The organism is Pseudomonas sp. GW821-FHT07E12, from assembly GCF_058986605.1.
Genome location: NZ_JBYSVX010000001.1, coordinates 179,860 through 206,849 on the forward strand (window position 1 = coordinate 179,860; position 26,990 = coordinate 206,849).

General features: G+C 66.6%; 24 protein-coding genes and 2 pseudogenes. All 26 read left to right on the top strand.

Annotated elements, in window-relative coordinates; translation table 11 throughout:
• Positions 1-5: 5 nt before the first annotated feature.
• The 26 genes and pseudogenes from flgK (at position 6) to AC3WJE_RS00945 (ending at position 26,979) form a co-directional block, all read left to right on the top strand.
• Positions 6-1,847: a flagellar hook-associated protein FlgK gene (flgK, locus tag AC3WJE_RS00820; RefSeq protein ID WP_493728864.1), complete on the top strand. Its 1,842-nt coding sequence runs from the start codon at positions 6-8 to the stop codon at positions 1,845-1,847.
• An 11-nt stretch (positions 1,848-1,858) separates the two neighbouring features.
• On the top strand, positions 1,859-3,061 hold the full coding sequence (gene flgL / locus AC3WJE_RS00825; protein ID WP_493728865.1) for a flagellar hook-associated protein FlgL: 1,203 nt from the start codon (positions 1,859-1,861) through the stop codon (positions 3,059-3,061).
• A 382-nt stretch (positions 3,062-3,443) separates the two neighbouring features.
• Positions 3,444-4,658: a flagellin gene (locus tag AC3WJE_RS00830; RefSeq protein ID WP_493728866.1), complete on the top strand. Its 1,215-nt coding sequence runs from the start codon at positions 3,444-3,446 to the stop codon at positions 4,656-4,658.
• A 130-nt stretch (positions 4,659-4,788) separates the two neighbouring features.
• Positions 4,789-6,228 (top strand): flagellar filament capping protein FliD, encoded by a 1,440-nt coding sequence (gene fliD / locus AC3WJE_RS00835; RefSeq protein ID WP_493728867.1) that lies wholly within the window; start codon positions 4,789-4,791, stop codon positions 6,226-6,228.
• A gap of 23 nt (positions 6,229-6,251) precedes the next feature.
• On the top strand, positions 6,252-6,674 hold the full coding sequence (fliS, locus tag AC3WJE_RS00840; protein ID WP_493728868.1) for a flagellar export chaperone FliS: 423 nt from the start codon (positions 6,252-6,254) through the stop codon (positions 6,672-6,674).
• Complete coding sequence (locus tag AC3WJE_RS00845; protein WP_493728869.1) at positions 6,671-6,994, top strand: hypothetical protein; 324 nt, start codon at positions 6,671-6,673, stop codon at positions 6,992-6,994. The genes fliS and AC3WJE_RS00845 overlap by 4 nt, the downstream gene beginning before the upstream one ends.
• Before the next feature lie 23 nt (positions 6,995-7,017).
• Complete coding sequence (locus AC3WJE_RS00850; protein ID WP_493728870.1) at positions 7,018-7,590, top strand: PilZ domain-containing protein; 573 nt, start codon at positions 7,018-7,020, stop codon at positions 7,588-7,590.
• An 80-nt stretch (positions 7,591-7,670) separates the two neighbouring features.
• Positions 7,671-8,303, top strand: a complete 633-nt coding sequence (locus AC3WJE_RS00855) for a response regulator (RefSeq protein WP_493728871.1) — start codon at positions 7,671-7,673, stop codon at positions 8,301-8,303.
• A 176-nt stretch (positions 8,304-8,479) separates the two neighbouring features.
• Positions 8,480-9,879 (top strand): annotated as a pseudogene (rpoN, locus tag AC3WJE_RS00860) (RNA polymerase factor sigma-54).
• 15 nt (positions 9,880-9,894) lie between these two features.
• Positions 9,895-10,272, top strand: a complete 378-nt coding sequence (locus tag AC3WJE_RS00865; protein WP_493728872.1) for a response regulator — start codon at positions 9,895-9,897, stop codon at positions 10,270-10,272.
• Positions 10,269-11,714: a sigma-54 dependent transcriptional regulator gene (locus AC3WJE_RS00870; protein ID WP_493728873.1), complete on the top strand. Its 1,446-nt coding sequence runs from the start codon at positions 10,269-10,271 to the stop codon at positions 11,712-11,714. The genes AC3WJE_RS00865 and AC3WJE_RS00870 overlap by 4 nt, the downstream gene beginning before the upstream one ends.
• 286 nt (positions 11,715-12,000) lie before the next feature.
• Positions 12,001-12,372 (top strand): flagellar hook-basal body complex protein FliE, encoded by a 372-nt coding sequence (fliE, locus tag AC3WJE_RS00875; protein WP_493728874.1) that lies wholly within the window; start codon positions 12,001-12,003, stop codon positions 12,370-12,372.
• Positions 12,373-12,389: 17 nt separating this feature from the next.
• On the top strand, positions 12,390-14,123 hold the full coding sequence (gene fliF, locus AC3WJE_RS00880; protein ID WP_493728875.1) for a flagellar basal-body MS-ring/collar protein FliF: 1,734 nt from the start codon (positions 12,390-12,392) through the stop codon (positions 14,121-14,123).
• Positions 14,113-15,123 (top strand): flagellar motor switch protein FliG, encoded by a 1,011-nt coding sequence (gene fliG / locus AC3WJE_RS00885; protein WP_493728876.1) that lies wholly within the window; start codon positions 14,113-14,115, stop codon positions 15,121-15,123. Before fliF ends, fliG begins: the two co-directional genes overlap by 11 nt.
• A complete protein-coding gene (locus AC3WJE_RS00890) occupies positions 15,120-15,737 on the top strand; it encodes a FliH/SctL family protein (RefSeq protein ID WP_493728877.1) in 618 nt (205 codons plus the stop codon). Before fliG ends, AC3WJE_RS00890 begins: the two co-directional genes overlap by 4 nt.
• 241 nt (positions 15,738-15,978) lie before the next feature.
• The gene (fliI, locus tag AC3WJE_RS00895) at positions 15,979-17,322 is read left to right on the top strand and encodes a flagellar protein export ATPase FliI (protein ID WP_493729021.1); all 1,344 of its coding nucleotides are present in this window, start codon (positions 15,979-15,981) and stop codon (positions 17,320-17,322) included.
• 15 nt (positions 17,323-17,337) lie between these two features.
• Positions 17,338-17,799: a flagellar export protein FliJ gene (gene fliJ / locus AC3WJE_RS00900; RefSeq protein WP_493728878.1), complete on the top strand. Its 462-nt coding sequence runs from the start codon at positions 17,338-17,340 to the stop codon at positions 17,797-17,799.
• Positions 17,796-19,109, top strand: a complete 1,314-nt coding sequence (locus tag AC3WJE_RS00905) for a flagellar hook-length control protein FliK (RefSeq protein WP_493728879.1) — start codon at positions 17,796-17,798, stop codon at positions 19,107-19,109. Before fliJ ends, AC3WJE_RS00905 begins: the two co-directional genes overlap by 4 nt.
• A gap of 245 nt (positions 19,110-19,354) precedes the next feature.
• Positions 19,355-19,873 (top strand): flagellar basal body-associated FliL family protein, encoded by a 519-nt coding sequence (locus tag AC3WJE_RS00910; protein ID WP_493728880.1) that lies wholly within the window; start codon positions 19,355-19,357, stop codon positions 19,871-19,873.
• Between the two features lie 12 nt (positions 19,874-19,885).
• On the top strand, positions 19,886-20,902 hold the full coding sequence (gene fliM, locus AC3WJE_RS00915; protein ID WP_493728881.1) for a flagellar motor switch protein FliM: 1,017 nt from the start codon (positions 19,886-19,888) through the stop codon (positions 20,900-20,902).
• Positions 20,903-20,982: 80 nt separating this feature from the next.
• Positions 20,983-21,237, top strand: a pseudogene (gene fliN / locus AC3WJE_RS00920) (flagellar motor switch protein FliN); the annotation flags it as partial.
• Complete coding sequence (gene fliO, locus AC3WJE_RS00925; RefSeq protein WP_493728882.1) at positions 21,234-21,644, top strand: flagellar biosynthetic protein FliO; 411 nt, start codon at positions 21,234-21,236, stop codon at positions 21,642-21,644. The pseudogene fliN and the gene fliO, both read left to right, overlap by 4 nt.
• Before the next feature lie 2 nt (positions 21,645-21,646).
• A complete protein-coding gene (gene fliP / locus AC3WJE_RS00930; protein ID WP_493728883.1) occupies positions 21,647-22,495 on the top strand; it encodes a flagellar type III secretion system pore protein FliP in 849 nt (282 codons plus the stop codon).
• A gap of 94 nt (positions 22,496-22,589) precedes the next feature.
• The gene (locus AC3WJE_RS00935; protein ID WP_493728884.1) at positions 22,590-22,859 is read left to right on the top strand and encodes a flagellar biosynthetic protein FliQ; all 270 of its coding nucleotides are present in this window, start codon (positions 22,590-22,592) and stop codon (positions 22,857-22,859) included.
• Positions 22,860-23,133: 274 nt separating this feature from the next.
• On the top strand, positions 23,134-23,925 hold the full coding sequence (fliR, locus tag AC3WJE_RS00940; RefSeq protein ID WP_493728885.1) for a flagellar biosynthetic protein FliR: 792 nt from the start codon (positions 23,134-23,136) through the stop codon (positions 23,923-23,925).
• 126 nt (positions 23,926-24,051) lie between these two features.
• Complete coding sequence (locus AC3WJE_RS00945) at positions 24,052-26,979, top strand: ligand-binding sensor domain-containing diguanylate cyclase (RefSeq protein WP_493728886.1); 2,928 nt, start codon at positions 24,052-24,054, stop codon at positions 26,977-26,979.
• The last annotated feature ends 11 nt before the right edge of the window (positions 26,980-26,990 follow it).

A 26,990-nucleotide genomic window follows, 5' to 3' on the forward strand; every position in this document is an offset into this window, starting at 1 on the left:
GAAACATGTCCAGCCTGCTCGCCACCGGTACCAGTGCGCTGCTCAGCTACCAGCGCTCGCTCAGCACGGTCGGCAACAACGTGGCCAACGCGAGCACGCCGGGCTACAGCCGGCAGGTGGCCGAACTTTCCACGCGCGGCACAGGTGGCGTGCAGGTACAGGACGTCAAACGCCTTTCCGACTCGCTGGCGACCAGCCGCGTGCTCAACAGCACCGACGAACTCAATCGCCTCCAGCAGCTGTCGGGCAAGGCCGGCGATCTGGACACGCTGATGTCGGACAGCTCGACCAATCTAAGCGGAACCTGGTCGAACTTCTTCGACAGCTTGAGCGGGCTCGGCACCAACCCGGCTTCCGACACCTCACGCAAGGCGGTGCTGCAGAGCGCCGATGCGCTGGCCGGACGCTTCCGGCAGTTGGACAGCACCATGGCCGGCATGAGCGACGACGTGAACGCCAGCCTCAGCGACAGCGTGCGCCAGGTCAACGACCTCACCGACCAGATCGCCAAGCTCAACCGGCTGATATCGCGCGGCAGCGGGCCCACCGCGGAAACGCTGGACAAGCGTGACGTGCTGATCGAGAAGCTGGTCGGCATCACCGGCGGCAACGTGTTCACCCAGGATGACGGATCGATCAACGTCTACACCTCGGGCGGACAGGCCCTGGTGGTCGGCGTCACGCCGATGTCGCTGACCACCATCAGCGATCCCTACCAGTCCGATCGGCTCAATCTGGCGCTGCAGGGCCAGGGCCAGACCATCCCGCTCGGCAACGATGTACTCGGTGGCACGCTGGGCGGCCTGCTGGATTTCCGCAACAACGTGCTCGACCCGGCCCGCAGCGAGCTGGGGCGTCTGGCGGTCGCGGTCAGCAGCGGCATCAACGCTGCCCAGGCCGCCGGTACCGATATCTACGGCAACGCCGGTGCCGATCTGTTTTCGATCAATCCGCCGACGGTCAGCGCGCATGCCTCCAACACCGGCACCGCGACCTTGCAGGCGAGCGTGGCCGATGTCGGCAAGCTCGACGGCGCCAACGTGCTGTTGCGCTTCGATGGCACCGCCTGGTCGGCGGCCAATGCCGACACCGGTGCGACGCTGACCCTCACGGGAACCGGTACCGCTGGCGATCCACTGGTGGTCAACGGCGTGCAGATGCAGTTGAGTGGCGCCGCCGCAGCGGGCGACCGCTTCCTGCTGCGTCCCAGCAGTGGCGCCGGCACGATCCAGCTCAAGGTCGGCGACCCCGGCCTGATCGCCGCCGCGCGCGCAGTCCAGGGCAGCGCCGATCTGGACAACCTCGGCAATGCCACCATTTCCGGCCTGACGGTGACCGATGCCGGCAACGCCGCGCTGCGCAACGCCTCGACGATCGAGTTCACCGATACCAACCAGTACACCATCGACGGCAGCGGCCCTTTCACCTATGCGGCTGGTGACTCGATCGCGGCCAATGGCTGGAGCTTCAAGCTGGCCGGCTCACCGTCCGCCGGCGACGTCTTCACCATCGGCGCCACCGGGCCCGGCTCCAGCGACAACGCCAACGCGCTGAACATGGCCGTGCTGGACGAGGCCAAGCTGTTGTCCAGCGGCACGGTCAGCCTCAACGGCGCGGTGTCCAGCTTCACCACGATGGTCGCCTCGGCCGCCGCGCAGTCCAACTACGCGTACGAATCGCAGCAGACCATCCACAACCAGGCGGTGTCGGCGCGCGACACGGTGTCCGGCGTCAATCTGGATGAGGAAGCGGCAGACCTGATCAAGTACCAGCAGGCCTACCAGGCGGCGGCCAAGATCATCGCCAGCGCCGACAACATCTTCCAGACCCTGCTGCAGGCCGTCTAGGAGGCTATCCGATGGGCATTACACGCATCTCCACCAGCGGCCAGTACCAGTTCTCGCTCAACCTGATGCTGGCCAAGCAGCGCGAGTTGGCCAAGACCTACCAGCAGGTATCCACCGGCTCGAAGATGGTCAATGGCGCGGACGATCCGCTCGGCGCCGGGCGCTCGGTGCAGATGGACCGCAGTCTGGCTCGCCTGGACCAATACGGCGACAACGCCAAGACCGTCGAGTCGCGCCTCAACCAGCAGGAAAGCGTGCTGTCGCAGGCCGGCGACCTGTTGACCCGGGTCCGGACGCTGACCGTCCAGGCCAACAACGCCACGTTGTCGGACAAGGACCGCCAGTCGATCGCCAGCGAGGTCAGCTCGATCCACGACCAGCTGGTGGCGTTGGCCAATACCGACGATGGCATGGGCCGGTTCCTGTTCGGCGGCAGCCAGGATGCCAACGCACCGTTCACTCTGAGCGGCGACAGCGTCGCCTACAACGGTGACCAGAACCAGCGCAAGGTCGAGGTCGCCTCCGGCCTGCAGGTCGCCGACACCCTGCCCGGCAGCGAGGTGTTCATGCGCGTCCGCACCGGTGACGGCAACGCCGATGCAGCCGCCGACAGCAGCAACACCGGCACCGGCGTGCTGATGGATTTCGGCATCACCAACACCACCACCTGGAACAAGGCCAGCTACGACATCGTGTTCACCGCACCTGACACGTATGAAGTGCGCGATTCCGGCGGCAACGTGCTCGACACCGGCACCTACAGCGACGGCGACACGCTCAACTACGGGGGTGTCCAGATGCGCCTGGAGGGCGCGCCGGCCACTGGCGACCAGTTCCACATCGGCCCGGCGACCAGCCGTGACGTGTTCTCGACCCTGCAGAATCTGGTCGCCGCGCTGGGCAGCACCGCCAGCTCACCGGCGGAACGAGCCGCGCAGCAGAACGTGCTGCAGACCTCATTGCGCGACATCAGCGGCGCCCAGCAGCACTTCATCGATGCGCGTGCCGAAGGCGGTGCCAGCCAGGGTGCGATCGACAACGCCAACGCGTTGAACGATTCCAGGGCCGTCGCCACCAAGACCAACCTGTCGGCGATCCGCGATCTCGATTACTCCGAGGCACTCAGCCGCTACAGCCAGCAGAGCACCGCACTGGAAGCGGCACAGAAGGTGTTCGCGCAGTTCCAGCAGATGTCGTTGTTCGACCTGATCTGACACCGCGCCGATGTCCGTCCCTGCCCGCGATTTCCCCGACACCTTTGAGGCCGCTGTCCAGGAACGTTCGTGCCGGCAGCGGCAACACTCATGGGCTTCCGCACGCCCGATCGTATCGGCGGGACCGTCGCTCGCCCGTCACGGCTTCGAAAAGAATCTCCTAAAGCTTGCCCATTCCGCGCCGCTATCTGACCCTCAGGGCGTTGCGGAAAGCAGCATTTTCCGCGCAATAAACCGCAAAAGGACCCAGAAAAAACCTTTAAAGCTTGTCGCCCTGTCGCCGTTATCCATTCCAGCAGAGGCGAGGGTGGTTCACCCGGCTGGCTGCGGAAGCCGGCCGGACCAGTCTCCGCCGGGTCACATCCCAACTGGAGATAGCACCATGGCACAAGTCATCAACACCAACGTGATGTCGCTGAATGCTCAGCGGAATCTGAACAACACGAGCTCGAGCCTGTCGAACACGATCCAGCGCCTGTCGTCCGGTCTGCGCATCAACAGCGCGAAAGATGATGCCGCCGGCCTGGCGATCTCCCAGCGCTTCAGCACCCAGATCAACGGCCTGGACCAGGCTTCGCGCAACGCCAACGACGGTATCTCGCTGGCGCAGACCGCTGAAGGCGCGATGGAAGAGATCACCAACAACCTGCAGCGCGTTCGTGAGCTGTCGGTGCAGTCGGCCAACGCGACCAACTCGACCGAAGACCGGACGGCGCTGCAGTCGGAAGTGAACCAGCTGCTGAAGGAAATCGACCGCGTCGCCAACCAGACCAACTTCAACGGCACCAACCTGCTGGATGGCAGCTTCGCCGGCGCGTTGTTCCAGGTCGGCGCCAATTCGGGCCAGACCATCAACGTCGGCAGCATCGTCGATGCCAACATCGACTCGCTGGGCAGCACCCAGTTTGCCGCTGACGGCTCGCTGACGGTCGCCACCGACACCGCTGCGGCCGCCGGCACGGTTTCCGGCCTGGCCCTGCAGGTCACCGACGCCAGCGGCAAGACCAGCACCGTCAACATCGACGACATCAGCTACTCGGCCGGCGATTCGATCAGCTCCAAGATCGCCTCCGCGATCAATGACAAGCTCGATGCCAGCGGCGTGTATGCGGACGTGCAGAAGGACTCCACCGGCGCCGTCACCGGCATCGCCCTGAGCTCGGTGAAGGCCGGCCAGACCTTCACGCTCGGTGAAGTGGACGGTACCGGTGCTTTCACCGCCGGCACCACCACCAACGCCGGTCTGACCACCGTCCAGTCCACCGGCCTGACCACCGCCGTCACCGCCAGCTCGATCGACATCACCAGCTTCACCGGTGCCTCGCGCGCTCTGGACATCGTCGACAAGGCCCTGAAGAACGTCAACTCGGCCCGCGCCGACATGGGTGCGATCCAGAACCGCTTCACCTCGACGATCGCCAACCTGTCCACCACCTCCGAGAACCTGTCGGCTTCGCGCAGCCGCATCATGGATGCCGACTACGCCTCGGAAACCGCCGAGCTGAGCCGCAACCAGATCCTGCAGCAGGCCGGTACCGCCATGCTGGCCCAGGCCAATGCGTCCACCCAGAACGTGTTGAGCCTCCTGCGGAGCTAAGCGACATCCCGGAGGGCGCCCAGGCGCCCTCCGGACCTACCCAATGGAGACACCCATGATCCAATCCAATCGCCGGAATCACCCCAAGGCCCGCAAGGGCCGTGTTCGTTCCTGCGCCTGAGGACTCATCATGGCCTCCATCTACACCGGCACCATCAGCTTTTCCGGACTCAGCTCCGGCGTCGATACCGCCAGCATGGTCGACAAGCTGGTGGCCGCCGAGCGCGCCGGTGCGGATACCCGCATCACCTCGGCGACGAATGACACCAAATCCAAGATCTCCTCGCTCGGCAACGTCTCCTCGTCGCTGACCACGCTGCAGAAAGCGCTTGATGCGCTGTCCAGCACCGAGACCGGTAACGCGCGCAAGACCACTGTCACCGATGGCGCGGGCTTCACCGCCAGCGCTGCCGCCGGTGCGGCGGTCGGCAACTACGACATCGAAGTCACCCAGCTCGCGACCAAGAACAAGCTCACGTCCGCCGCGTTCGCCACCGACGCCACCGTCGGCAGCGGCACGTTGAACATCACCGCCGGCGACCAGTCGTTCTCCGTGCCGGTGAACGCGACCAACAAGCTCAGCGACATCGCCAAGGCGATCAACACCGTGGCCGCCGGCAAGGGCGTCGTTGCCAGTGTCGTCAGCACTGACGACGGCGACCGGCTGGTATTGACCTCCGCCGACACCGGCGTGGCCAATGCCATCACCGTGACCAGCAGCGACAGCAGCCTGGCCGCCCTCACCTACCCGGCCACCACCAGCACCGATGACGACGGCAACACCGTCACCACCGGCATGACCCAGACCACCGCGGCCCAGGACGCGGTGATCAAGGTCGACGGCTACACCAAGACCTCCTCCAGCAACACCATCAGCAACGTGCTCAACGGCGTCACGCTGACCCTCACCAAGGCCAGCGCAGGCACGGCGTACGCGCTGGATATCGACAGCGACCAGAGTGCCATCAGCGGCGCGGTGTCGAATTTCGTCAGTTCCTACAACACCACGTTGACGATGCTTGGCACGGTCAGTGCCTTCGACGTCAAGGCGGAGACGGAAGCGCCGCTGAGCAGCGATGCGATGGTGCGTGGCCTGCAGAGCCAGCTGCGCAACATGGTCGGCAACAACATCGTCGCGCTGAATGCGCTCGGCATCACCACCGACAAGACCGGCGCGATGACCCTGGACAGCAGCAAGCTGGCCGAGGCGCTGGAGGACAACCCCTCCGCCGCCAGCAACCTGTTCACCAACACCAGCAGTTCGAGCAGCACGTCCTCCGGCAGTTCGTCCAACAACCTGGGCACCAGCCTTGCCGCCTTGATCAGCAGCATGGTCGATTCCAGCAAGGGTGTGATCACGCAGCGCACCACTGCCCTGAACGACAAGCTGGGCGATCTGTCCGACCAGAGCACGGCGCTCGACGCGCGCATGGCCAAGGTGAAGGCGCGCTACGAGGCGCAGTTCACCGCCATGGAAACCACCATGGCGAAGATGCAGACCACCAGCAGCTACCTCACGCAGATGCTCGACAGCGTCAGCACCGCCAAATCCGGCACCAGCAGCAGCTAAACCACCCAGAGAGGTAATCGGCCATGTATGGCGCCAACCGACACGTCGCAGATTTCTACCGCAATACCGGGGTGGCCAGCGCTGCGCTGGGGGACGACCCGCATCGACTGATCGGGCTGATGCTGGATGGTGCCTGCAAGCGCATCCGGCTGGCGCGCGCCTGCATCGAGCGCCAGGACATACCCGGCAAGGGCAAGGCGATCGCCGATGCGTGCGCGATCGTCTCGCACCTCAATGCCTCGCTGAATCACGAGCTGGGCGGCGACATCGCCTCCAACCTGTCGTCGCTGTACGACTATTCGATGCTCCGCCTGACCGAAGCCAACCTCCACAACGACAAGGATGCGCTGGACGAAGTCAGCACCCTGCTCGATGAAATCGCCTCGGCCTGGAACGCCATCCCCCGCGAAAGCCGCCAGAAGCCCGAAGCCGGAGTGCCGGCGTGACCACCAGCCTGGCCTCCCGCCGGTTGTTGACCGGTCTTGAGCGGATCCGCGATGCGCTCGAGGCTGGCGACTATCCCGTGCTTGAGGAAAGGATCAGCGAGTACGACACGGCATTGCGAGCCTGTTTTTCCAGCACGCCGCCGGAAGTGACGCTGGAGGAATGCCAGGAATTGCAGCAACAACATGCCGAACTGCAGGCCACGATGCACCGCCTGCGCGATGAAGCCGCCGAATGGCTCCGCAACGAACACCGCACCCGCAACGCGATCCTGGCCTACGCCGGTCGCGGCCAGCGGCGACGCGGCATCGGCCTGCGTTGAGGCCCGTACCGGAGATACCGCCGTTGAATTCTTCCTCACCCTCCACCCCCGCGGATGCGGAACTGTTCCAGGACTCGATCTCCTGCGAGCTGGCGCTGCCCGCCGAGTTCCGCCTGGGCAGCGGGATTTCGCGTAGCGGTGCCGCCGAATCGGTGCTGCGAGGCCTGGCCCAGGTCGAGGAACTGCGTGGCGACGACCCGGGCGAGGATCGCGGCGAGCTGCCGCAGGCCGTGGCGCGGATCGAAGCCAAGCTGGACCTGGTGCTGGCGTTGATCGGTCAGCTCACCCGACAGTCCGGCCATGCCCTGCCGTTGCGACCGGTGCGCTGGTCGCGCCGTGGTATCCGCCTGGAGACCGGCGTGCGCAGCGGCGCAGTGCCGGGCGCCGCCGGCACGCTCAGCCTGCAACCGGCCGACTGGCTGCCGGAGAACATCGAGCTGCCGGTCACAGTATTGGCCGAGGCGGCCAGCGGCAACGGGGGCTTCTTCCTCTGGCTGCGCTTCAGCGAGCTGGGTGGTGGCCTTGAAACAGCACTGGAGCGGCACCTGTTCCGCCTGCATCGACGCCAGATCGCCGACGCGCGGCGGGCGCGCTGACCTACCACCGGGACAGCCGCTCCGGGTTGGCGCTATCTTGCCGCTCGGCTAAGGTGCCCGTTCGTCTGGGAGAAACGACCGTGCGAATCATCATCGTCGACGATCACACGCTGGTGCGTGCTGGATTGTCGCGTCTGCTGCAAAGCTTCGCCGGGATCGATGTCGTGGCCGAGGCGAGCAATGCCCAGCAGGCACTTGACCTGGCCACCCTGCACCGTCCCGACGTGGTGCTGATGGACCTGTCGTTGCCCGGACGCAGCGGTCTGGATGCGATGAGCGATGTGCTGCGCGATGCACCGCGCACCCGCGTGGTGATGATGTCGATGCACGACGACCCCGCGCATGTGCGCGACGCGCTCGATCGCGGCGCGATCGGTTTCGTGGTCAAGGACGCGGCACCGCTCGAACTCGAACTGGCCCTGCGCGCGGCTACCGCCGGCCAAGTGTTCCTGAGCCCGCAGATCTCCTCGAAGATGCTCGCGCCGATCCTGGGCCGCGAGAAGCCGGTTGGCATTGCCGCGCTGTCACCGCGCCAGCGCGAGATCCTGCGCGAGATCGGGCGTGGCCAGAGCAACAAGGAAATCGCGGCCGACCTGGGCATCAGCGTCAAGACCGTGGAGACCCACCGCGCGCGGATGATGGAGTCGCTCGGCTGCCGGCGCGCCAACGATCTGGTGCTGCTCGCCGCGCGGCATCACAACGAATTGGCCTGAGCGGGTGCCGAAAATCCGACGCCCGTCGCAGTTGGTGTCGATCTTGTAGGTGAATCACCCACATCGTGTAGGTGTTTTAACGACACCACCTACAAGAACCCCTGATTAAAACGCCGTCGCCTTCACATGCAAGATGCATTCCACAGCACGCCAATCGCGTGCCCTGGGGATTTCGCATGAAGCCGACCATTTCCGCCCAGTTGGGCCAGCACCTGCATCTGACCCCGCAGTTGCTGCAGTCGATCCGTCTGCTGCAACTGGACGGCCTGCAACTGGAGCTGGAAATCCGTCGCGCCCTGGAAACCAACCCGCTGCTGGAACTGGAGGAGTCGCAGGAAGACGCTGTTCCGTCCAGCGACGTCGACAGCGTCACACTTGAAGTGGCCGCCTTCGACGAACTTCCGGAAAGCTCGATCTGGGATGTCGCCGGTGCCGCCTGGAACGCTGGCGACGACGAGCGCATGCAGCGGGTCGCCGACGGCGAATCCACCGATCTGCATCTGCGCGTGCTGCGGGCCCTGGCGCTGGAACTGGAGGAGCGCGAGCTGGCGGTGGCGGCGTTCTGGCTGGAGCACACCGACGACGCCGGCTATCTCGATGCCGGATTGGCGCCGCTGACGCTGCTCGCCTCGGCGCGCTTCGATGTGACCGGCGAGGTCGCCGAGACGATCCGCCAACGCCTGCTGCACGGCGAGCCGGCCGGCCTGGCCGCGGTGGACCTGCGCGAATGCCTGCTGGCCCAGCTCTCGGCCATGTCCGGCCCGGTCGCGGCCCGGCCCCTGGCAGTCCGCATTCTGAGCAACGGCCTCGACATGCTGGCCGGCCATGACTACCCCGCCCTCGCCCGTTGCCTGGGCTGCGAGGAAGTCGACGTGTGCGAGGCGGTGCGCCTGATCCTGTCGCTGCAGCCGCGTCCCGGCGAGGTCCTGCTGGAAAGCGACAACACCAGCGTGATCCCGGACGTGATCGCCTGGCATGCCGACGAACAGTGGCGGGTTGCGCTGAATCCGGCCACCACCCACCGCATCGGCATCAACGCCGGCTACGAACGCGCCCTGTCCGACAACAGCGAGCTCTCGCCGGCGATGCGCGAGATGCTGCAGGAAGCGCGCTGGCTCACCCGTGGCCTGTCGATGCGCTACGAAACCCTGCTGCGCACCACCCGTGCGATCGTCGAGCGCCAGGCTGCGTTCCTGGTCCGTGGCGAAGAAGCGATGGCGCCGCTGACGTTGAAGGAGATCGCCGACGAGATCGGCATGCATGAATCGACGATCTCGCGCATCACCACCGGCAAGTACCTGCAGACCCCGCGCGGCACCTTCGAGCTGAAGCACTTCTTCGCGGTGCGGCTGGAAGGCGCCAGCGTGTCCGGAGCGGCCGTCAAGGCGATGGTCAAGCGCCTGATCGAGAGCGAACCGGCCGGCCGCTGGCCGACGAGGCGATCGCCGGTTTGCTGGCCCGCCAAGGCGTTAATATTGCGCGCAGGACGGTAGCCAAGTATCGCGAACAGCTGGATATCGCTCCAGCACGTGAGCGCCGCCGACACACCAAGCCGCTGCTGGCACGCGCGGGATAAGCAAAAGGATCTGACATGAGCAAGCTGACCGTCCTGCTGGTCGATGACCACGAGGGCTTCATCAACGCGGCCATGCGCCACTTCCGCAAGGTCGAGTGGTTGGACATCGTCGGCAGCGCGGCCAATGGCCTGGAGGCGATCGAGCGCTCCGAGTCGCTGCGCCCGCAGGTGGTGCTCATGGACCTGGCGATGCCGGAGATGGGCGGCCTGCAGGCCACGCGCCTGATCAAGACCCAGGACGAGCCGCCGTACATCGTGATTGCCAGCCATTTCGACGACGCCGAACACCGCGAGCATGCGTTGCGCGCCGGCGCCGACAACTTCGTAAGCAAGCTGTCCTACATCCAGGAAGTCATGCCGATCCTGGAGGGCCTGACCGGAGCGCGTCCATGAGCGAATCGCGCATTCTGCTGATCGACAGTGACGCGATCCGCGCCGAGCGGACCATCTCGCTGCTTGAATTCATGGATTTCAATCCGCGCTGGGTGACCGACGGCGCCGACCTGAATCCGTCCCGCCATCGCGCCGACGAGTGGATGGCGGTGCTGGTTGGCTCGGCCGACGACGCCACCCAGGCCGATGCATTCTTCGACTGGCTGGCCGCTGCCAAGCTGCCGCCGCCGGTGATGCTGATGGAAGGCGACGCAGCAGCCTTCGCTGCCGCCCATCGCATGCACGAGGCCAATGTCTGGTCGCTGGATACGCCGCTGCGGCATGCCCAGCTCGAAGCCATGCTGCGCCGGGCCAGCCTGAAACGGCTGGATGCCGAGCATCAGGCCGGTACGTACCAGCACAACGGCCCGACCGGCAACAGCGAGGCGGTGGTCCGTCTGCGCCGCCTGATCGATCAGGTCGCCGCGTTCGATACCACCGTGCTGGTACTGGGCGAGTCCGGCACCGGCAAGGAAGTGGTCGCGCGTGCGATCCACCAGCAGTCGCCGCGTCGCGATGGCCCGTTCGTGGCGATCAACTGCGGCGCGATCCCGCCGGACCTGCTGGAAAGCGAATTGTTCGGCCACGAGAAGGGTGCGTTCACCGGCGCGCTGACCGCCCGCAAGGGCCGCTTCGAAATGGCCGAAGGCGGCACGCTGCTGCTGGACGAGATCGGCGACATGAGCCTGCCGATGCAGGTCAAGCTGCTGCGCGTGCTGCAGGAGCGCAGCTTCGAGCGCGTCGGCGGTGGCCAGACCATCCGCTGCAACGTGCGGGTGATCGCCGCCACCCACCGCAACCTGGAGACGCGCATCGGCGACGGCCAGTTCCGCGAGGACCTGTTCTACCGTCTGAACGTGTTCCCGATCGAGATGCCGGCCCTGCGCGAGCGCGTGGACGACCTGCTGGTGCTGGTGCAGACCATCGCCGGGCAACTGGCGCGGACCGGCCGTGGCGAGGTGCGTTTCGCCGACGAGGCGCTGCAGGCGCTGCGCAGCTACGACTGGCCGGGCAACGTGCGCGAGCTGACCAATCTGGTCGAGCGCCTGGCGGTGCTGCATCCGGGCGGACTGGTGCGGGTGCAGGATCTGCCGGCGCGCTACCGCGGCGACTTCAAGTTGCCTGCCGCCGATGAAGCCGCTGCAGTGCCTACCGCCGCCGCGGCCACGCCATCGGTCGAAGGACAGGAGCCGGTCAACGCCGTGGCGAACCTGCCCGAGGACGGCATCGACCTGCGCGATCACATGGCCAGCATCGAGCTGGCGCTGATCAACGAGGCGCTGCAACGCACCCAGGGCGTGGTCGCGCATGCCGCCCAGTTGCTCGGCCTGCGCCGTACCACGCTGGTGGAGAAGCTGCGCAAGTACGGCATCGATCGCGAGCAGACCGAACTGACGAATTAGTCCCTTCTCCCGCTTGCGGGAGAAGGGGGCGCAGAGCACCGGATGAGGGTGCTTTTGACGCCGGAAAGCCCCCATCCGCCCTTCGGGCACCTTCCCCCGCAAGCGGGAGAAGGAAAGAGCGCGGGCACGTCACCAACGGCGGCTCCACAGCGCTGATCCCCTGCTGATCTCGCTGCCCAAGCGTGCATCCAGACACGGCATCGCACCACCCCGCCAGAATCCCGACGCGATTCCGGCACAGCGCTTGCATGAATGAGCCTGCCCCACCCGGCATGGTCATGAACCGATGAGCGACTCCATAACCTCGATCCTCTCGCAGATCCGCAGCTACCAAGGCCAGATTGGCCAGACCGGTGCCGCGGCGTCCGGCGATGTGGCGCGCAGCAACGGCGTGCAGGGGCTTTCCGGCCTGCAGGGTGTGCAGGAAACCTCCGCGCCCAGCTTCACCGAGACCCTGCGCAATGCCATTGGTGGCGTCAACGATGCCCAGCAGACCTCCGGAGCGCTGGCCGAGGCGTTCGAAATGGGGGACCCCAGCGCCGATCTGGCCAAGGTGATGGTCGCCGCGCAGCAGTCCTCCATCGCCTTCCGCGCCACCGTGGAAGTCCGCAACCGACTCGTCCAGGCCTACCAGGACGTCATGAACATGCCGTTGTAAGGAAGGGTTCGTAACGGATGGCACTCGCGATCAGCAAGGAAAACCTCACCAACACCTCGGAAAAGGCCGGGGCGTGGTTCGACCGTATGCAAAGCCTGCAGATCACCCGCAGGCTGGGCTTGATGACGATGGTCGCCATCGCCGTCGCTGCCGGGCTGGGGGTGTTCTTCTGGTCGCAGAAGCCGGACTACACCCCGCTCTACACCGGCCTGGACGAGAAGGCCACGGCCGAGGCCACCGATCTGCTGCGCACCGCGCAGATCCCGTTCAAGATCGATCCGGCCACCGGCGCGATCACCGTGCCGGAAACCAACCTGCACGACGCGCGCCTCAAGCTCGCCGGCTCCGGGCTGACCGACAGCGGCCGGCTCGGTTTCGAGCTGATGGAGAAGGATCCCGGCTTCGGCGTCAGCCAGTTCGTCGAGAACGCCCGCTACCAGCACGCGCTGGAAACCGAACTGGTGCGCACCATCACCACGCTGCGTCCGGTCCGCGATGCGCGCGTGCATCTGGCGATCCCCAAGCCCAGCGCGTTCACCCGCCAGCGCGACGTCGCCAGTGCCTCGGTGGTGCTGGAGCTGCGTGGCGGCCAGGCGCTGGAACGCAATCAGGTCGATGCGATCGTGCATCTGGTCGCTTCGTCGATCCCGGATCTGGCGCCGGAGCGCGTCACCGTGGTCGATCAGAGTGGTCGCATGCTCACCATCGCCGATCCCAACAGCGACGCAGCGATGAACGCGGCGCAGTTCGATCAGGTGCGTCGCCAGGAACAGTCCTACAGCCAGCGCATCCGCGAGCTGCTGGAACCGATGACCGGCCCCGGCCGGGTCAATCCGGAAGTCAACGTGGACATGGACTTCTCGGTGATCGAGGAGGCGCGTGAGCTGTACAACGGCGATCCGCCGAAGCTGCGCAGCGAGCAGGTCAGCGAGAACAGCACCAACGTGCCCGGCCCGCAGGGCGTGCCCGGCGCGACCAGCAACACCCCGCCCGGCCAGACCGGCGCGCCGCCGGCGGCCAATGTCGCCAACGGTGCCAACCCCGCCGCGGCGCAGGCACAGCAGGCAACCGCCGCCAACCCGGCCGACAGTTCCAAGAGCGCCACCCGCAACTACGAGCTGGACCGCACCCTGCAGCACACCCGCCAGCCGGCCGGGCGCATCAAGCGCGTCTCGGTGGCGGTGCTGGTCGATCACGTGCCGCGTCCCGGCACCAATGGCCGCGTCACCGAGCAGGCATTGAGCGCGGCCGAACTGACCCGGATCGAAGCGCTGGTGAAGCAGGCGGTCGGTTTCAACGCCGAGCGTGGCGACACGGTCTCGGTGATGAACGCGCCATTCGTGCGCCCGCAGCCCATCGCCGACGAAGGCCCGCGCTGGTGGGAGGATCCGCGCATCCAGAACTGGCTGCGGCTTGGCGTCGGTGCGCTGGTGGTGCTGGCGCTCGCCTTCGGCGTGCTGCGCCCCGCGTTGCGTCAGTTGACTGGCGCAATGCCGGCCAAGCGCAAGAAGGACGATTCCGACGGACGCCGCGAGCCTCAGATCGCCGACGTGCGCATGCTCGACGAGGACGGCGACGGCATGTTGTCGGGGCTGGAGGATGACACCGCCAAGATCGCCAGCAGGAAGGAGGCGATCGCACTCCCGTCAGACGCCTACGAGGACCGCCTGCGCCAGGCGCGTGACGCGGTGAAGGCCGATTCCAAGCGGGTCGCGCAGGTCGTGAAGGGATGGGTCGCCAATGAAGCCTGAGACCCCGCCCATGACCGGCGTACAGCGCGCCGCCGTGTTGCTGCTCTCGCTCGGTGAGGCCGACGCCGCCGAAGTGCTCAAGCACATGGAGCCCAAGGAGGTGCAGAAGATCGGCATCGCCATGGCGACCATGGCCGGTGTCAGCCGTGACCAGGTCGAACGGGTGATGGACGATTTCAACGGTGAACTCGCCGGCAAGACCTCGCTGGGCGTGGGTGCCGACGACTACATCCGCAACGTGCTGATCCAGGCGCTGGGCGCGGAGAAGGCCAGTGGCCTGATCGATCGCATCCTGCTCGGCCGCAACACCACCGGCCTGGACACGCTCAAGTGGATGGACCCGCGCGCGGTTGCCGATCTGGTGCGCAACGAACACCCGCAGATCATCGCGATCGTGATGGCGCATCTGGACAGCGACCAGGCTGCCGAGGCGCTGAAGATCCTGCCCGAGCGCACCCGTGCCGACGTGCTGCTGCGCATCGCCACGCTCGACGGCATTCCGCCGAACGCGCTGAGCGAACTCAACGAGATCATGGAACGCCAGTTCGCCGGCAACCAGAACCTCAAGTCCTCGACCATCGGCGGCGTCAAATGCGCCGCGAACATCCTCAACTTCCTCGAATCCGGCCAGGATCAAGGTGTGTTGCAGGCGATCGGCAAGGTCGATGCGGATCTGGCCGGCAAGATCCAGGACCAGATGTTCGTGTTCGACAATCTGGTGGACCTGGACGACCGCTCGATCCAGACGCTGCTGCGCGAGGTCTCCGGCGACAAGCTCGGTCTGGCCCTGCGCGGCGCCGACGCCAAGGTGCGCGACAAGATCACCCGCAACATGTCGCAGCGCGCCGCCGAGATCCTGCTTGAGGACATGGAGGCACGCGGCCCGGTGCGTCTGTCCGATGTCGAAGCGGCGCAGAAGGAGATCCTCACCATCGTCCGCCGCCTGGCTGACGAAGGCACGATTTCGCTCGGCAGCGGCGGCGTGGAGGCGATGGTATGAACAACGTTGTGCGCTGGATCGCACCGGATCTGTCCATCGCACTGGCCGAACCCGAGCTGCTGGCCGAGACGATCGAGGATGCACCGCCACCGCTGCGTCCACCGACGCTGGAGGAAATCCAGGCGATCCAGGACGCGGCCTACGAGGAAGGTCTCGAACGCGGCCACGCCGACGGCTATGCGCAAGGCCAGGCCGAAGTGCGCCGGCTGACCGCGCAGATCGAAGGCATCCTCGACAACTTCAGCCGTCCCCTCGCCCGTCTCGAGAACGAAGTGGTCGGCGCGCTGGGCGAACTGGCGGTGCGCATCGCCGGCGTGCTGGTCGGCCGCGCCTACCAGGCCGATCCGGTGCTGCTGTCGGATCTGATCAGCGAGGCGGTCGACGCGGTGGGTGGCACCAGCCGCGAGGTCGAAGTGCGCCTGCATCCTGACGACATCGCTGCGCTCACGCCATTGCTGTCGCTGATGTCGGGCGCACGCTTGTCGCCGGACATGGGCCTGAGCCGTGGCGACCTGCGCGTACACGCCGAGACCGTGCGCATCGACGGCACCCTCGATGCGCGCCTGCGCGCCGCACTGGAAACCGTGCTGCGCAAGTCGGGGGCTGGGGTATGAGCCGCGCTGCTGCACTCGCGCCAGCCGGAATCCAGCCGGTGCACAGGGCCTCGTGTGGGAGGGACTCTGGGTGGCCTAGGGCCATCAGTCCCGACGGGCTCTACCGGCAAAGCCTCGGGACTGATGGCCCTAGGCCACCCAGAGTCCCTCCCACAGGATTGCCCCAAAGCCTGCTGCCCCTCCCCACTCCAGCGAGCTCCACCCCATGAGCGCACTGATGGGCGCCACCCCGGCCGACTGGCTGGCCGCGCGCAACCTTCGCTTGGCGACGCGCCTCGGCGGCATCGGGCTCGATCACGCCCACGGGCGTGGCCTGATCCGCGAGGGCATCCTGCGTCGCGCGGTGGGCCTCACGCTGGAAGCGATCGGTTGCGAGGCGCCGATGGGCGCCACCTGCCGGGTCGAGGTCGATGGGGGTTGGGTCGATGCCGAGGTGGTCGGCTTCGCCGGCGAACGTACCTATCTGATGCCCAGCGCCGAACTGCACGGCCTGCTGCCGAATGCCCGCGTGGTGCCGGCGCGCAATCGCGGCGGCGTCGAGGTTGGTGAGGCCTTGCTCGGTCGCGTGATCGACAGCGACGGCGTGCCACTGGACGGCAAGGGCCCGATCCGCGGCGAAGGCAGCACCGGCATGGCCGGCGTTTCGATCAACCCGCTCTCGCGCGAACCGATCACCCAGCCGCTGGACGTCGGCGTGCGCGCGATCAACGCCTTGCTGCCGATCGGCCGTGGCCAGCGTGTCGGCCTGTTCGCCGGTTCCGGCGTCGGCAAATCGACGCTGCTGGGCATGATGACCCGCTACACCGCCGCCGACGTGATCGTGGTCGGCCTGATCGGCGAACGCGGCCGCGAAGTGCGCGATTTCGTCGAGACCACGCTCGGTGAGGAAGGCCTGCGTCGCGCGGTGGTTGTCGCTGCCCCGGCCGATCGCCCGCCGCTGGCACGCCTGCATGGCGCCTACCGTGCCACCGCGATCGCCGAGTGGTTCCGCGACCAGGGCCACAACGTGCTGCTGCTGATGGATTCGCTGACCCGCTTCGCCCAGGCCCAGCGCGAGATCGGCCTGTCGGTCGGCGAGCCGCCGACTACACGCGGCTACCCGCCGTCGGTGTTCGCCAAATTACCGGCGCTGGTCGAACGTGCCGGCAACGGCGCCAAGGGCCGCGGCTCGATCACCGCCTTCTACACCGTGCTGACCGAAGGCGACGACCCGCAGGACCCGATCGCCGACGCGGCGCGCGCGATCCTCGACGGCCACATCCTGCTGTCGCGCCGGGTCGCCGATTCCGGCCTGTACCCGGCGATCGACGTGGAATCCTCGGTCAGTCGCGTGGTCCAGGACATCGCCGACGACGCCTGGCGTCAGCGCATCCGCAAGCTCAAGCGGCTGGTGTCGGCCTACAGCAACAACCGCGATCTGATCGCGATCGGCGCCTACCAGCGCGGCAACGACCCGGCCACCGACGAAGCGCTGCTGCGCTGGCCGGAGATCCTCGAATTCCTGGGACAGGACGTGGCCCGTGCCGCTGACCTGCCCCACAGTCTGGCTGCCCTCAAGCAGCTTGTTGAACGCGAAGCCACGTAACGAGAGAGCACAGCCATGATGCAATCCCGCCGCATCGACCCTCTGCTGCGCCGTGCGCAGGAACATGAGGATGAAGTTGCCCGCGATCTGGCCGAGCGCCAGCGCGTGCTGGAAACCCATGTGTCGAGGCTGGACGAACTGCGCCGCTACGCCGAGGAGTACGCGAACAGCCAGATGGCGGCCACCAGCGCCGCCGCGCTGACCAACAGACGCGCTTTCCTGGACCGCCTCGACAGCGCGGTGCAGCAGCAGATGCAGACCGTGGACCTCAACCGCAGCAAGGTCGAAGCCGAGCGCGCGCGTCTGCTGCTGGCCAGTCGCGAGAAACAGGTGCTGGAGCAACTCGCCGCCAGCTACCGCGCCCAGGAGGCGGTGGTGGTAGGGCGTCGCGAGCAACGTGAAATGGACGACCTCGGTGCACGCCGCGCTCGTGCAGCCAATCACAGCAACGAAAGCGAGACCGGAGAAAGCGCATGAAGACCCTGCCACTGGGTGTTGCGGGACTCGGCGCCAAGTCGGTGCTCGGAAGTGACGCCGGGCAACACGACGACTCCCGGAATTTTTCGGCGATGCTGCAGTCGCAGCCGATCGAACGACAGCCGCCGCCACGTCCGCGCGTGCCAGCCGCCTCGGATACACCGCGGGATACGCCGCGCGATCCGCCACGTCAGGACGACACCCCTGCCACTGCCGCGCGCGATCCGGCTCCGCGCCCCCGCGCCAATGCCCAGCCCGCGCCGCGCGATGCTCGTGCCGCCGCGGATCGACAGCCGAGCGCGCGTCCGGCTCCGGCTCGCCCGACGACGACACCTTCGGCTCAGGCACCCAGCAACGTTGCAGGGCAAGCGCAGCCAACCCGTGCCAAGGTCGCGGGTGCCACCAAGCAGGACGATGAAACGCCCGGCCAGACCACGGCACAGCCCAGCGCGGACGCGCCCTGGCCACCCGCCGGGCTCGGCGGACTGGAAGCAGTGCTGACCGCCTCCGCGGCCGCAGCGCCCACGGCCGTCGTCAACGGTCAGGCCACGACGATCCCGGCAAGCACTCAACTCACCACAACCCCACCGGCCGCAGGTGTCGCGGCGGCACCGACCTCGTTGCCGCCAGGTGTCCAGGCCGGTAACGCTGCCGGTGCACAGACGCCCAGCCTTGCCGCTACCGCACCGGGCGTCGGCACGGACGATTTCGCCGCGAAGATGGCCGCCATCAAGATCGACCCGGCCACGACCAAGGCCGCCGATGCGATCGTCGCCAGTACTGGCGACGACGCCCCGGCCCCCGCCCCGGATGCCGCAACGTTGGTTGCCCTGCACGCGCCGGTCGGGCACGCCAATGCGGCACGCGGTGACGCCAGCGTGTTCGACGCCTCGCCGACGCCCACCCCGCACCTGCACGAAGGTTTCGACGACGCGGTCGGCACCCGCCTGAGCTGGCTGGCCGACCAGAAGATCGGCCACGCCCACATCAAGATCACCCCCAACGACCTCGGACCGGTCGAGGTGCGCCTGCAGCTCGACGGCGACAAGGTCACCGCCAGCTTCACCGCCGCCCACGCCGACGTGCGTCAGGCGCTGGAACAGAGCCTGCCCCGCCTGCGCGAAATGCTCGGCCAGCAGGGCTTCCAGCTTGGTCATGCCGATGTCGGTGGTCAGCAGCCGCAGGGCCGGCAGACGGACGGACGTGCTGACTTCGCGACGGGTTCCGACGCTACGGGCCTGGATGAGGTCGCCAGTGTCGGAATTCCGGCAGTGCTGCGGCAGCGCGGTCTGCTTGACGCGTATGCCTGATTGGGCGGCCCCCGGTCTTTTTCAGACCTTGGGGTGACGCACGGCGTCGGGCCGTGATGGAGGCCACTTTCCCGACCCACCTTACAGCCGTCATCCCCGCGAAGCGCTTTTCTCACAGCCGCATGGCTGGTCAAGCGGGGATGACGACCGTGGGGAAATCGAGAAAGCCTCCCTCAAGCATCCGCCCGAATTCCGGCACGACAATTGCATGAAATCCAGGAGAACGATTCATCCTGGAGCTTTCAGTGGCATTAGCCGCCGACAAAAACAAGAAGACCGACGCCAAGGACAAGCCCAAGGGCGGCGGCAATACCCTCGTGCTGATCATCGGTGCGGCCGTCGTCGCCGCAGCGGCGGCCGGTGGCGGTGCCTGGTTCTATACCAGCAAGGCCAACCAGGAAGAGCAGGCCAAGGCGGCGCCGAGGACCGTCACGCTGCCTGCGCCCGCCCAGTACTTCGCGATGGATCCGCCGTTCGTGGTCAACCTCAATGGCCCGGTCGACGGCCCGCGCTACCTGCAGGTCGAGATCCAGCTGATGACCCGCAATCCGGTCGATCTGAAGTCGATCACCGAGAACGCGCCGGCGGTCCGCGCGCACCTGCTGATGCTGCTGTCGGGCGTGCAGTCCACCGAGATCGCCGACATCGCCGGGCGCCAGAAGCTGCAGAAGACCGCGCTGGCCGAAGCGCAACGGGTGATGACGGCCGAGACCGGCAAGAAGTGCGTGGAAGACCTGCTTTTCACTAGCTTCGTCACTCAGTAGAGCGCACCGGCAATGAGCGTCAACGATCTGCTTTCCCAGGACGAAATCGATGCCTTGCTGCACGGTGTCGATTCCGGCGTGGTCAACACCGCGCCGGAGCCGGTACCGGGCGAGGCGCGTTCCTACGACCTGTCCAGCCAGGACCGCATCATCCGCGGCCGCATGCCGACCCTGGAGATGGTCAACGAGCGCTTCGCGCGGTTGTGGCGGATCGGCCTGTTCAACCTGATCCGGCGCTCGGCCGATCTGTCGGTGCGCGGCATCGACCTGATCAAGTTCAACGAGTACATGCACTCGCTGTACGTGCCGACCAACCTCAACCTGATCAAGTTCAAGCCGCTGCGCGGCACCGGCCTGATCGTGTTCGAGCCGACCCTGGTATTCACCGTGGTCGACAACTTCTTCGGCGGCGACGGCCGTTATCCCACCCGCATCGAAGGTCGCGAGTTCACCGCCACCGAGATGCGCGTGATCCAGCTGCTGCTCAAGCAGACCTTCGCCGATCTGAAGGAAGCCTGGGCGCCGGTGATGGACGTGGATTTCGAGTACATCAACTCGGAGATCAATCCGCACTTCGCCAACATCGTCACCCCGCGCGAGTATGTGGTGGTGTGCCGCTTCCACGTCGAACTGGAAGGCGGTGGCGGCGAGATCCACGTGACCCTGCCCTACTCGATGCTGGAGCCGATCCGCGACGTGCTGGATGCCGGCATCCAGAGCGATCGCAACGATCGTGACGAGACCTGGAACGTCTCGCTGCGCGAGCAGCTCGACGTCGCCGAGGTCACGCTCTCCAGCGTGCTCGCCAGCAAGCGCATCAGCCTGCGTCAGCTCACCGGCTTGAAGGTCGGCGACATCCTGCCGATCGATCTGCCCGCGCAGGTGCCGTTGTGCGTGGAAGACATTCCGTTGTTCACCGGCGAGTTCGGCATCGCCAACGGCAACAACGCCGTGAAGATCACCGCGGTGAAGCCGCCTGCTTCCCCTGCCCCGGCGCGCACCGCCGTCCCACAGGAACTCCTGCCATGACCCACACCGATCAGCTCGCCGCACCGCCGGCACAGTTCGACAACCTCCAGGCCGAGTCCGACCCGACTGCGACCGACCTCAACCTGGACGTGATCCTGGACGTGCCGGTGACGCTGTCGCTGGAAGTCGGCCGCTCGCGCATTCCGATCCGCAACCTGCTGCAGCTCAACCAGGGCTCGGTGGTGGAACTGGACCGCGGCGCCGGCGAACCGCTCGACGTGTACGTCAACGGCACCCTGATCGCGCACGGCGAAGTCGTCGTCATCAACGATCGTTTCGGCATCCGTCTGACCGACGTGGTGAGCCCGAGCGAGCGGATCCGGAGACTGCGGTGATTGCATTGCTTGCCGCCGCTACCGCACCCGTCGCCAGTCAGGCGGCGAAGGTCGGCAGTCAGGCTCCCTCCTCGCCAGGACTGTTCGGCGCAGTGTTCGCGCTGCTGCTGGTGCTGGGCCTGATCGTCGGCCTCGGCTGGCTGCTCAAGCGCATGCCAGGCAGCGGCTTCCGCCCGGCCGCCGGCTTGAAGCTGGTCGCCAGCCTGCCGCTGGGGCCGAAGGAGCGCGTGGTGGTGGTCGAGGTCAACGGCGAGCAACTGCTGCTGGGCGTCACCGCCGGCGGCATCAACACGCTGCACGCGCTGCCGGAACCGTTGCCGCCCACGCCGGCACCGACGCTCCCCAATCTGAAACAACTGCCCAATTTCGCGCAGCTGCTTTCGCAGAAACTGCGCAAGGAAGCCTGATCATGTTCCACCGCTGGAACCGTTGGAGGCGCAGCCTCAGGCTGGTGCTGATCCTGTTGACGCTGACATTGACGCCGATCGCCGCGATGGCGGCTCCGGCCGCCGTCCCGGCGCTGGCCCAGGCCGCATCGACACAAGCCACGCCACCCGCTGCGACTGGCAACCAGATTCCGTCACTGCCCAACGTCGATGTCGGCCGTATCGGCAACCAGCCGGTGAGCCTGCCGCTGCAGACGCTGTTGTTGATGACGGCGATCACCCTGCTGCCATCGATGCTGCTGGTACTGACCGCCTTCACTCGCATCACCATCGTGCTGGGCCTGTTGCGGCAGGCGCTGGGCACCGGCCAGACGCCGTCCAATCAGGTGCTGATGGGCTTGGCGATGTTCCTGACCGCGCTGGTGATGATGCCGGTGTGGCAGAAGATGTGGAGCGCCGGCCTGCAGCCCTACCTCAACGACCAGATCGACTTCCAGACCGCATGGACGCTGACCACCCAGCCACTGCGCGCGTTCATGCTGGCGCAGGTGCGCGAGACCGATCTGATGACCTTTGCCGGCATGGCCGGCGACGGCAAGTATGCCGGCCCTGATGCAGTGCCGTTCCCGGTGCTGGTCGCCTCGTTCGTGACCAGCGAGCTGAAGACCGCCTTCGAAATCGGCTTCCTGATCTTCATCCCGTTCGTGATCATCGACCTGGTGGTGGCGAGCGTGCTGATGTCGATGGGCATGATGATGATGTCGCCGATGCTGGTATCCGCACCGTTCAAGATCCTGCTGTTCGTGCTGGTGGACGGCTGGGTGCTGGTGGTGGGGACGTTGGCCGCGAGCTTCAACGCGGTAGGACCGTGATTCGTGATGGGTGATTCGTGATTGGCAAAAGCGAAGAGCCACACCTACACGCGCAACCGCTGTTCCGAATCACGACTCACGAATCACGGCCCCTATGACTCCCGAAATCGCCCTGACCGAATTACGTGGTGGCCTGGTCACCGTGCTGTGGATCGCCGGTCCGATCCTGCTTTCCATCCTAGTGGTCGGCATCGTGGTCGGTATCGTGCAGGCGGCGACGCAGCTCAATGAACCGACCATCGCGTTCATCTCCAAGGCAGTCACGCTGACGGTGGTGCTGTTCGCGACCGGTTCGATGCTGCTGGCGCACATGGTCGAGTACACGACGATGCTGTTCCAGCGCATTCCGCATCTGATCGGGTAGCGGTGATGGGTGCTGTTTTCGCCATGCTCACTGTGAGAGGGACTTCAGTCCCGACGCAGGATCTTGGAAGCCTCGTCGGGACTGAAGTCCCTCCCACAACCAGGGCGTGTCATCCATTCCCGAACAGGCCCAACCCGAAGGGCCGTTTCTCCGCGTGCCCATGGTTGCGTCATCGCTCAGACGTGAACGCCCCCTCTTCCTTGCCCCGAACACGCGGAGAAACGGCGCGACCTGTTCGGGAACGGATGACACGCCCCAGTGGGACGGCGCGCTGATGGACACCGCCACCCAGATGGTCATCGACGGTCAGCGCGCTTTCGCGATGATCGGCGCGATCCTCTGGACGATGCTGCGCACCGGGGCGTTGATGACCGCGATGCCGTTGATCGGTACGCGCGCGGTGCCCGCGCGGGTGCGGGTGATGCTGTCGGTCACGCTGGCGATGGCGTTGGCGCCGATCCTGCCGCCGGTTCCGGTGTGGGATGGCTTCAACGCCGCCGCGGTGCTGAGCATCGCGCGCGAGCTGGCGATCGGCGCATCGATGGGGTTCATGCTGCGGGTGATCTTCGAGGCCGGTGCACTGGCCGGCGAAATGATCTCGCAGAGCACCGGCCTGTCGTTCGCGCAGATGTCCGATCCGCTGCGCGGTGTCACTTCGGGCGTGGTCGCGCAGTGGTTCTACATCAGTTTCGGGCTGCTGTTCTTCGCCGCCGACGGCCATCTGGCGCTGATCGCACTGCTGGTGGACAGCTACAAGGCGCTGCCGATCGGCACCGCGTTGCCTGATGTGCATGCCTTCGCCGAGGTCGCGCCGACTTTCTTCCTGCAGATGCTGCGTGGTGGGTTGACGCTGGCGTTGCCGATGATCGTGGCGATGCTGGCGGTCAACCTCGCCTTTGGCGCGTTGTCGCGGGCGGCGCCGGCGTTGAATCCGATCCAGCTCGGCCTGCCGGTCTCGCTGCTGCTGGGCCTGTTCCTGCTGGCGATGCTGGCTGGCGAGATGGCTCCGCCGGTGCAGCGCATGTTCGATGCCGCCTTCGATGCCGCGCGTCAGCTCACTCACTAGCGCGTGTTATCCATTCCCGGCGCAGTCGGGCTCAAGATTCCGGCGGCGCGACCGATAATGACGATGAACTGCTCACGCTCCGCGTGTCGTCGGTTCACGCAGATCCATCGGGAGAGCGATCGGCACGTGTCGCCTTATCCGCCCAGGCAAGACCCCAAGGATGGCCGCCTCGCCAGGCGACACCTGGCGGCATGGTTTCTGCTGTTGTGCATGCTCGCCTTCCAGGTGCAGGCGCAGAACTACAGCTTCCGCAACTACGCGCAGGCCGACGGATTGCAGGGCCTGTCGGTCAATACCATGTACGAGGACCACGACGGCGTGGTCTGGGCAGGCTCCGAGCTGGGGCTGCACCGCTTCGAGCGCGAGCGCTTCCAGTTCCTCGGGCGCGATGCCGGCATCGACAGCATCTACATCCGCGCCATCACCGAGGACAGCGCCGGCAACCTGTGGGTCGCCACGTCCAACGGCTTGTACGTCGGGCAGCACGGCCATTTCAGGAATGTGCTGCACGATGACCAGCGCGTGCCGGTGGACACGGGCAACACCCTGGTGGCGTACCGCGACGGGGTTGCGGTGGTAAGCATGCAGCAGGTGTTCTACGTGCATCCCAAGGCGCCCGGCGTCTGGGAATACATCGCGATGCCGGTGCGCCAGCCCGACGGCAGCGTGCCTGCGATCGGCGCGGCGCTGGCGGCCGATGGCACCTCGTTGTGGCTGGTGTGCGGCGAGCACCTGTGCAACTTCGACTCGCACGGCAGGCTCACTCGACTGGGTGCCGCCGAGGGCCTGCCGCTGGAGCGCTGGCAGGCCATCTTCCGCGACGGCCACGGCACGATGTGGCTGCGTGGCGGGCCGCATGTGTATTCCCGCCAAGCCGGTGCCAAGCGTTTCATCGAACACCCTGCTCCACCGGAAACCAGTTTCGAGGTGCTGTCCGGCTCGACCAACTTCGTCGAGGACCGGCATGGTCGCGTGCTTACCCGCTCCGACAACGGCGTGGTGCGCTGGGATGGGCAGCGCTGGCAGGTCTTCAGTCGGCCGCAGGGGGTGGACGTGACGCCGCTGGCCGGCTACCTGCTGATGCAGCGCACCGGCCAGTTGTGGATCGGCACGCGTGGACTCGGCGTGCAGCGCTGGCTTGCCTACGACCAGATCGAACATTGGGACGAGCGGCAAGGTGTGGACGTGGCGCCGGTGTGGTCGATCAGGCGCGCCCCCGACGGCAGGTTGCTGGTCGGTGCCGATAGCGGCAGCCGCCAGTACGATCCGGTGACGCGGCGGATGCTGCCGTGGACGCTCGCTGACAGCCAGGCGCTGCGCCAGGCCACCAGCATGGGCATCGCGCCGGACGGTGCGGTCTGGCTCGGCCATTCTTCCGGCGCGCTGTCACGACGCGATCCAAAGACAGGGATCACCCGCAGCGCCGGCAACGTGCCATCGCCGGTGCGTGCACTGGCGTTCGACCGCAAGGGCAATCTGTGGATCGGTGGTCGCAACGGCGCGTTCGTGGTGGCTGCGGGTGCAACCACACCGGTCGCGGTGCCGGAACTGCCGCAGGCCGCCTACGGCAGCATGTTGGTGGATCGCTTCGATCGGCTCTGGGCGATATCGACTCTCGGTATTTACCAGCAGGTCGACGGCCACTGGCGGCTGGTGCCGGTAAAGGGCGACCTGCCGAATCAGGCTTTCTCGCGGCTGTCGGTCGCCCCGGACGGCGAGATCTGGGTGGCGGTGAGCGAGGCCGGGGTCTGGCATGGCCGGCTCGACGCGAACGGCGTGTTGGCGGTGACGCCGGTGCAGGACGCGCTGGTGATGCAGGTGATGCCGTACTTCCTCAATCACGATCGGCGTGGCTGGTTGTGGGTGGGCAGCAGCCAGGGCATCGACCTGTACCGGGACGGCCACTGGACCCGCCTCACCCAGCTCGACGGCCTGCTGTGGGATGACCTGTCCGCGAACGCGTTCTTCGAGGACCGCGATGGCGCGATCTGGATCGGCAGCAGCCGTGGCGTCAGCCGCATCTTCGATCCGGTGCGCCTGTCCGCGCTGACGCCGCTGCACCTGGAGATCACCTCGGTCAAGCGCGACACGGTGCCGGTGTATCCGGGGCAATCGCTGCGCTGGTCGGATGCGCCGCTGGAAGTGGAACTGTCCACGCCCGGTGTCAGCAGCGGCTCGGACCGGGTGGGCTTCCGCTATCGGATCCGCGGCTATCAAACGCAGTGGTCGGAAACCCAGCAGAGCCATGTCACCTATCCGCTGGTTTCACCGGGCAGCTATCTGCTGGAGGTGCAGGCGGTCGACAGCCGCCAGCGCCAGGCCAGCGCGATCGTGAGCTTCCCGTTCGAAATACTGCCGCCGTGGTGGCGCAGTCCGTTGGCGATCCTGGTCTACGTGCTCGCGGGCATCGCGCTGGTGTTGCAGATCCTGCGTTGGCGCACCGCCGAACTGCAGGAACGCAAACGCGAGCTGGAGCGACTGGTGGCCGAGCGCACCCAGGAGCTGGAACGCGACAAGCAGGCGCTGGAAGCGGCCCGCGCCGCGCTGGCGATCAAGGCCACCCGCGATGAGCTGACCGGCCTGCTCAACCGCGCCGGCATCCTCGACGCACTCACCGCCGAGATGACCGGCAACCACGTGCAATTGCTGGCGGTGGTGCTGATCGACCTGGACCACTTCAAGCAGATCAACGACCAGTACGGCCACCTCACCGGCGACGCCGTGCTGGCACGGGTCGGCCACCGCCTCAATGCCAGTCTGCGCGGCTCCGACCGGATCGGCCGCTACGGTGGCGAGGAACTGCTGGCGTTGCTGCCGGGGCTGGGCCGGCATGCCCGCAACCGGGTGCGGGCGCTCCACGATTCGATCTGCAAGACCCCGTTCGCGCTCGACGGCCAGATGCTGGAGGTCACCTGCTCGATCGGCGTGGCCTGGTACCGCGAAGGCGAAAGCCTCGAACAGCTGCTGGCGCGGGCCGACCAGGCGCTGTACCGGGCCAAGCATGGCGGCCGTGCCCGGATCGAGCTGGAGATCGAAGCCGATCCGATCACATGACCCGCCTGCCC

Excerpts from the sequence above, each read along its gene's own strand:
- fliM (WP_493728881.1), top strand. The coding sequence starts at position 19,886 with ATGAGCGTCAACGATCTGCTTTCCCAGGACGAAATCGATGCCTTGCTG.
- fliF (WP_493728875.1), top strand. The coding sequence starts at position 12,390 with ATGGCACTCGCGATCAGCAAGGAAAACCTCACCAACACCTCGGAAAAG.
- AC3WJE_RS00865 (WP_493728872.1), top strand. The coding sequence starts at position 9,895 with ATGAGCAAGCTGACCGTCCTGCTGGTCGATGACCACGAGGGCTTCATC.
- AC3WJE_RS00870 (WP_493728873.1), top strand. The coding sequence starts at position 10,269 with ATGAGCGAATCGCGCATTCTGCTGATCGACAGTGACGCGATCCGCGCC.
- fliS (WP_493728868.1), top strand. The coding sequence starts at position 6,252 with ATGTATGGCGCCAACCGACACGTCGCAGATTTCTACCGCAATACCGGG.
- fliD (WP_493728867.1), top strand. The coding sequence starts at position 4,789 with ATGGCCTCCATCTACACCGGCACCATCAGCTTTTCCGGACTCAGCTCC.
- AC3WJE_RS00890 (WP_493728877.1), top strand. The coding sequence starts at position 15,120 with ATGAACAACGTTGTGCGCTGGATCGCACCGGATCTGTCCATCGCACTG.
- fliP (WP_493728883.1), top strand. The coding sequence starts at position 21,647 with ATGTTCCACCGCTGGAACCGTTGGAGGCGCAGCCTCAGGCTGGTGCTG.
- fliR (WP_493728885.1), top strand. The coding sequence starts at position 23,134 with ATGGACACCGCCACCCAGATGGTCATCGACGGTCAGCGCGCTTTCGCG.
- fliJ (WP_493728878.1), top strand. The coding sequence starts at position 17,338 with ATGATGCAATCCCGCCGCATCGACCCTCTGCTGCGCCGTGCGCAGGAA.
- AC3WJE_RS00830 (WP_493728866.1), top strand. The coding sequence starts at position 3,444 with ATGGCACAAGTCATCAACACCAACGTGATGTCGCTGAATGCTCAGCGG.
- flgL (WP_493728865.1), top strand. The coding sequence starts at position 1,859 with ATGGGCATTACACGCATCTCCACCAGCGGCCAGTACCAGTTCTCGCTC.
- fliE (WP_493728874.1), top strand. The coding sequence starts at position 12,001 with ATGAGCGACTCCATAACCTCGATCCTCTCGCAGATCCGCAGCTACCAA.
- fliG (WP_493728876.1), top strand. The coding sequence starts at position 14,113 with ATGAAGCCTGAGACCCCGCCCATGACCGGCGTACAGCGCGCCGCCGTG.
- AC3WJE_RS00935 (WP_493728884.1), top strand. The coding sequence starts at position 22,590 with ATGACTCCCGAAATCGCCCTGACCGAATTACGTGGTGGCCTGGTCACC.
- AC3WJE_RS00905 (WP_493728879.1), top strand. The coding sequence starts at position 17,796 with ATGAAGACCCTGCCACTGGGTGTTGCGGGACTCGGCGCCAAGTCGGTG.
- flgK (WP_493728864.1), top strand. The coding sequence starts at position 6 with ATGTCCAGCCTGCTCGCCACCGGTACCAGTGCGCTGCTCAGCTACCAG.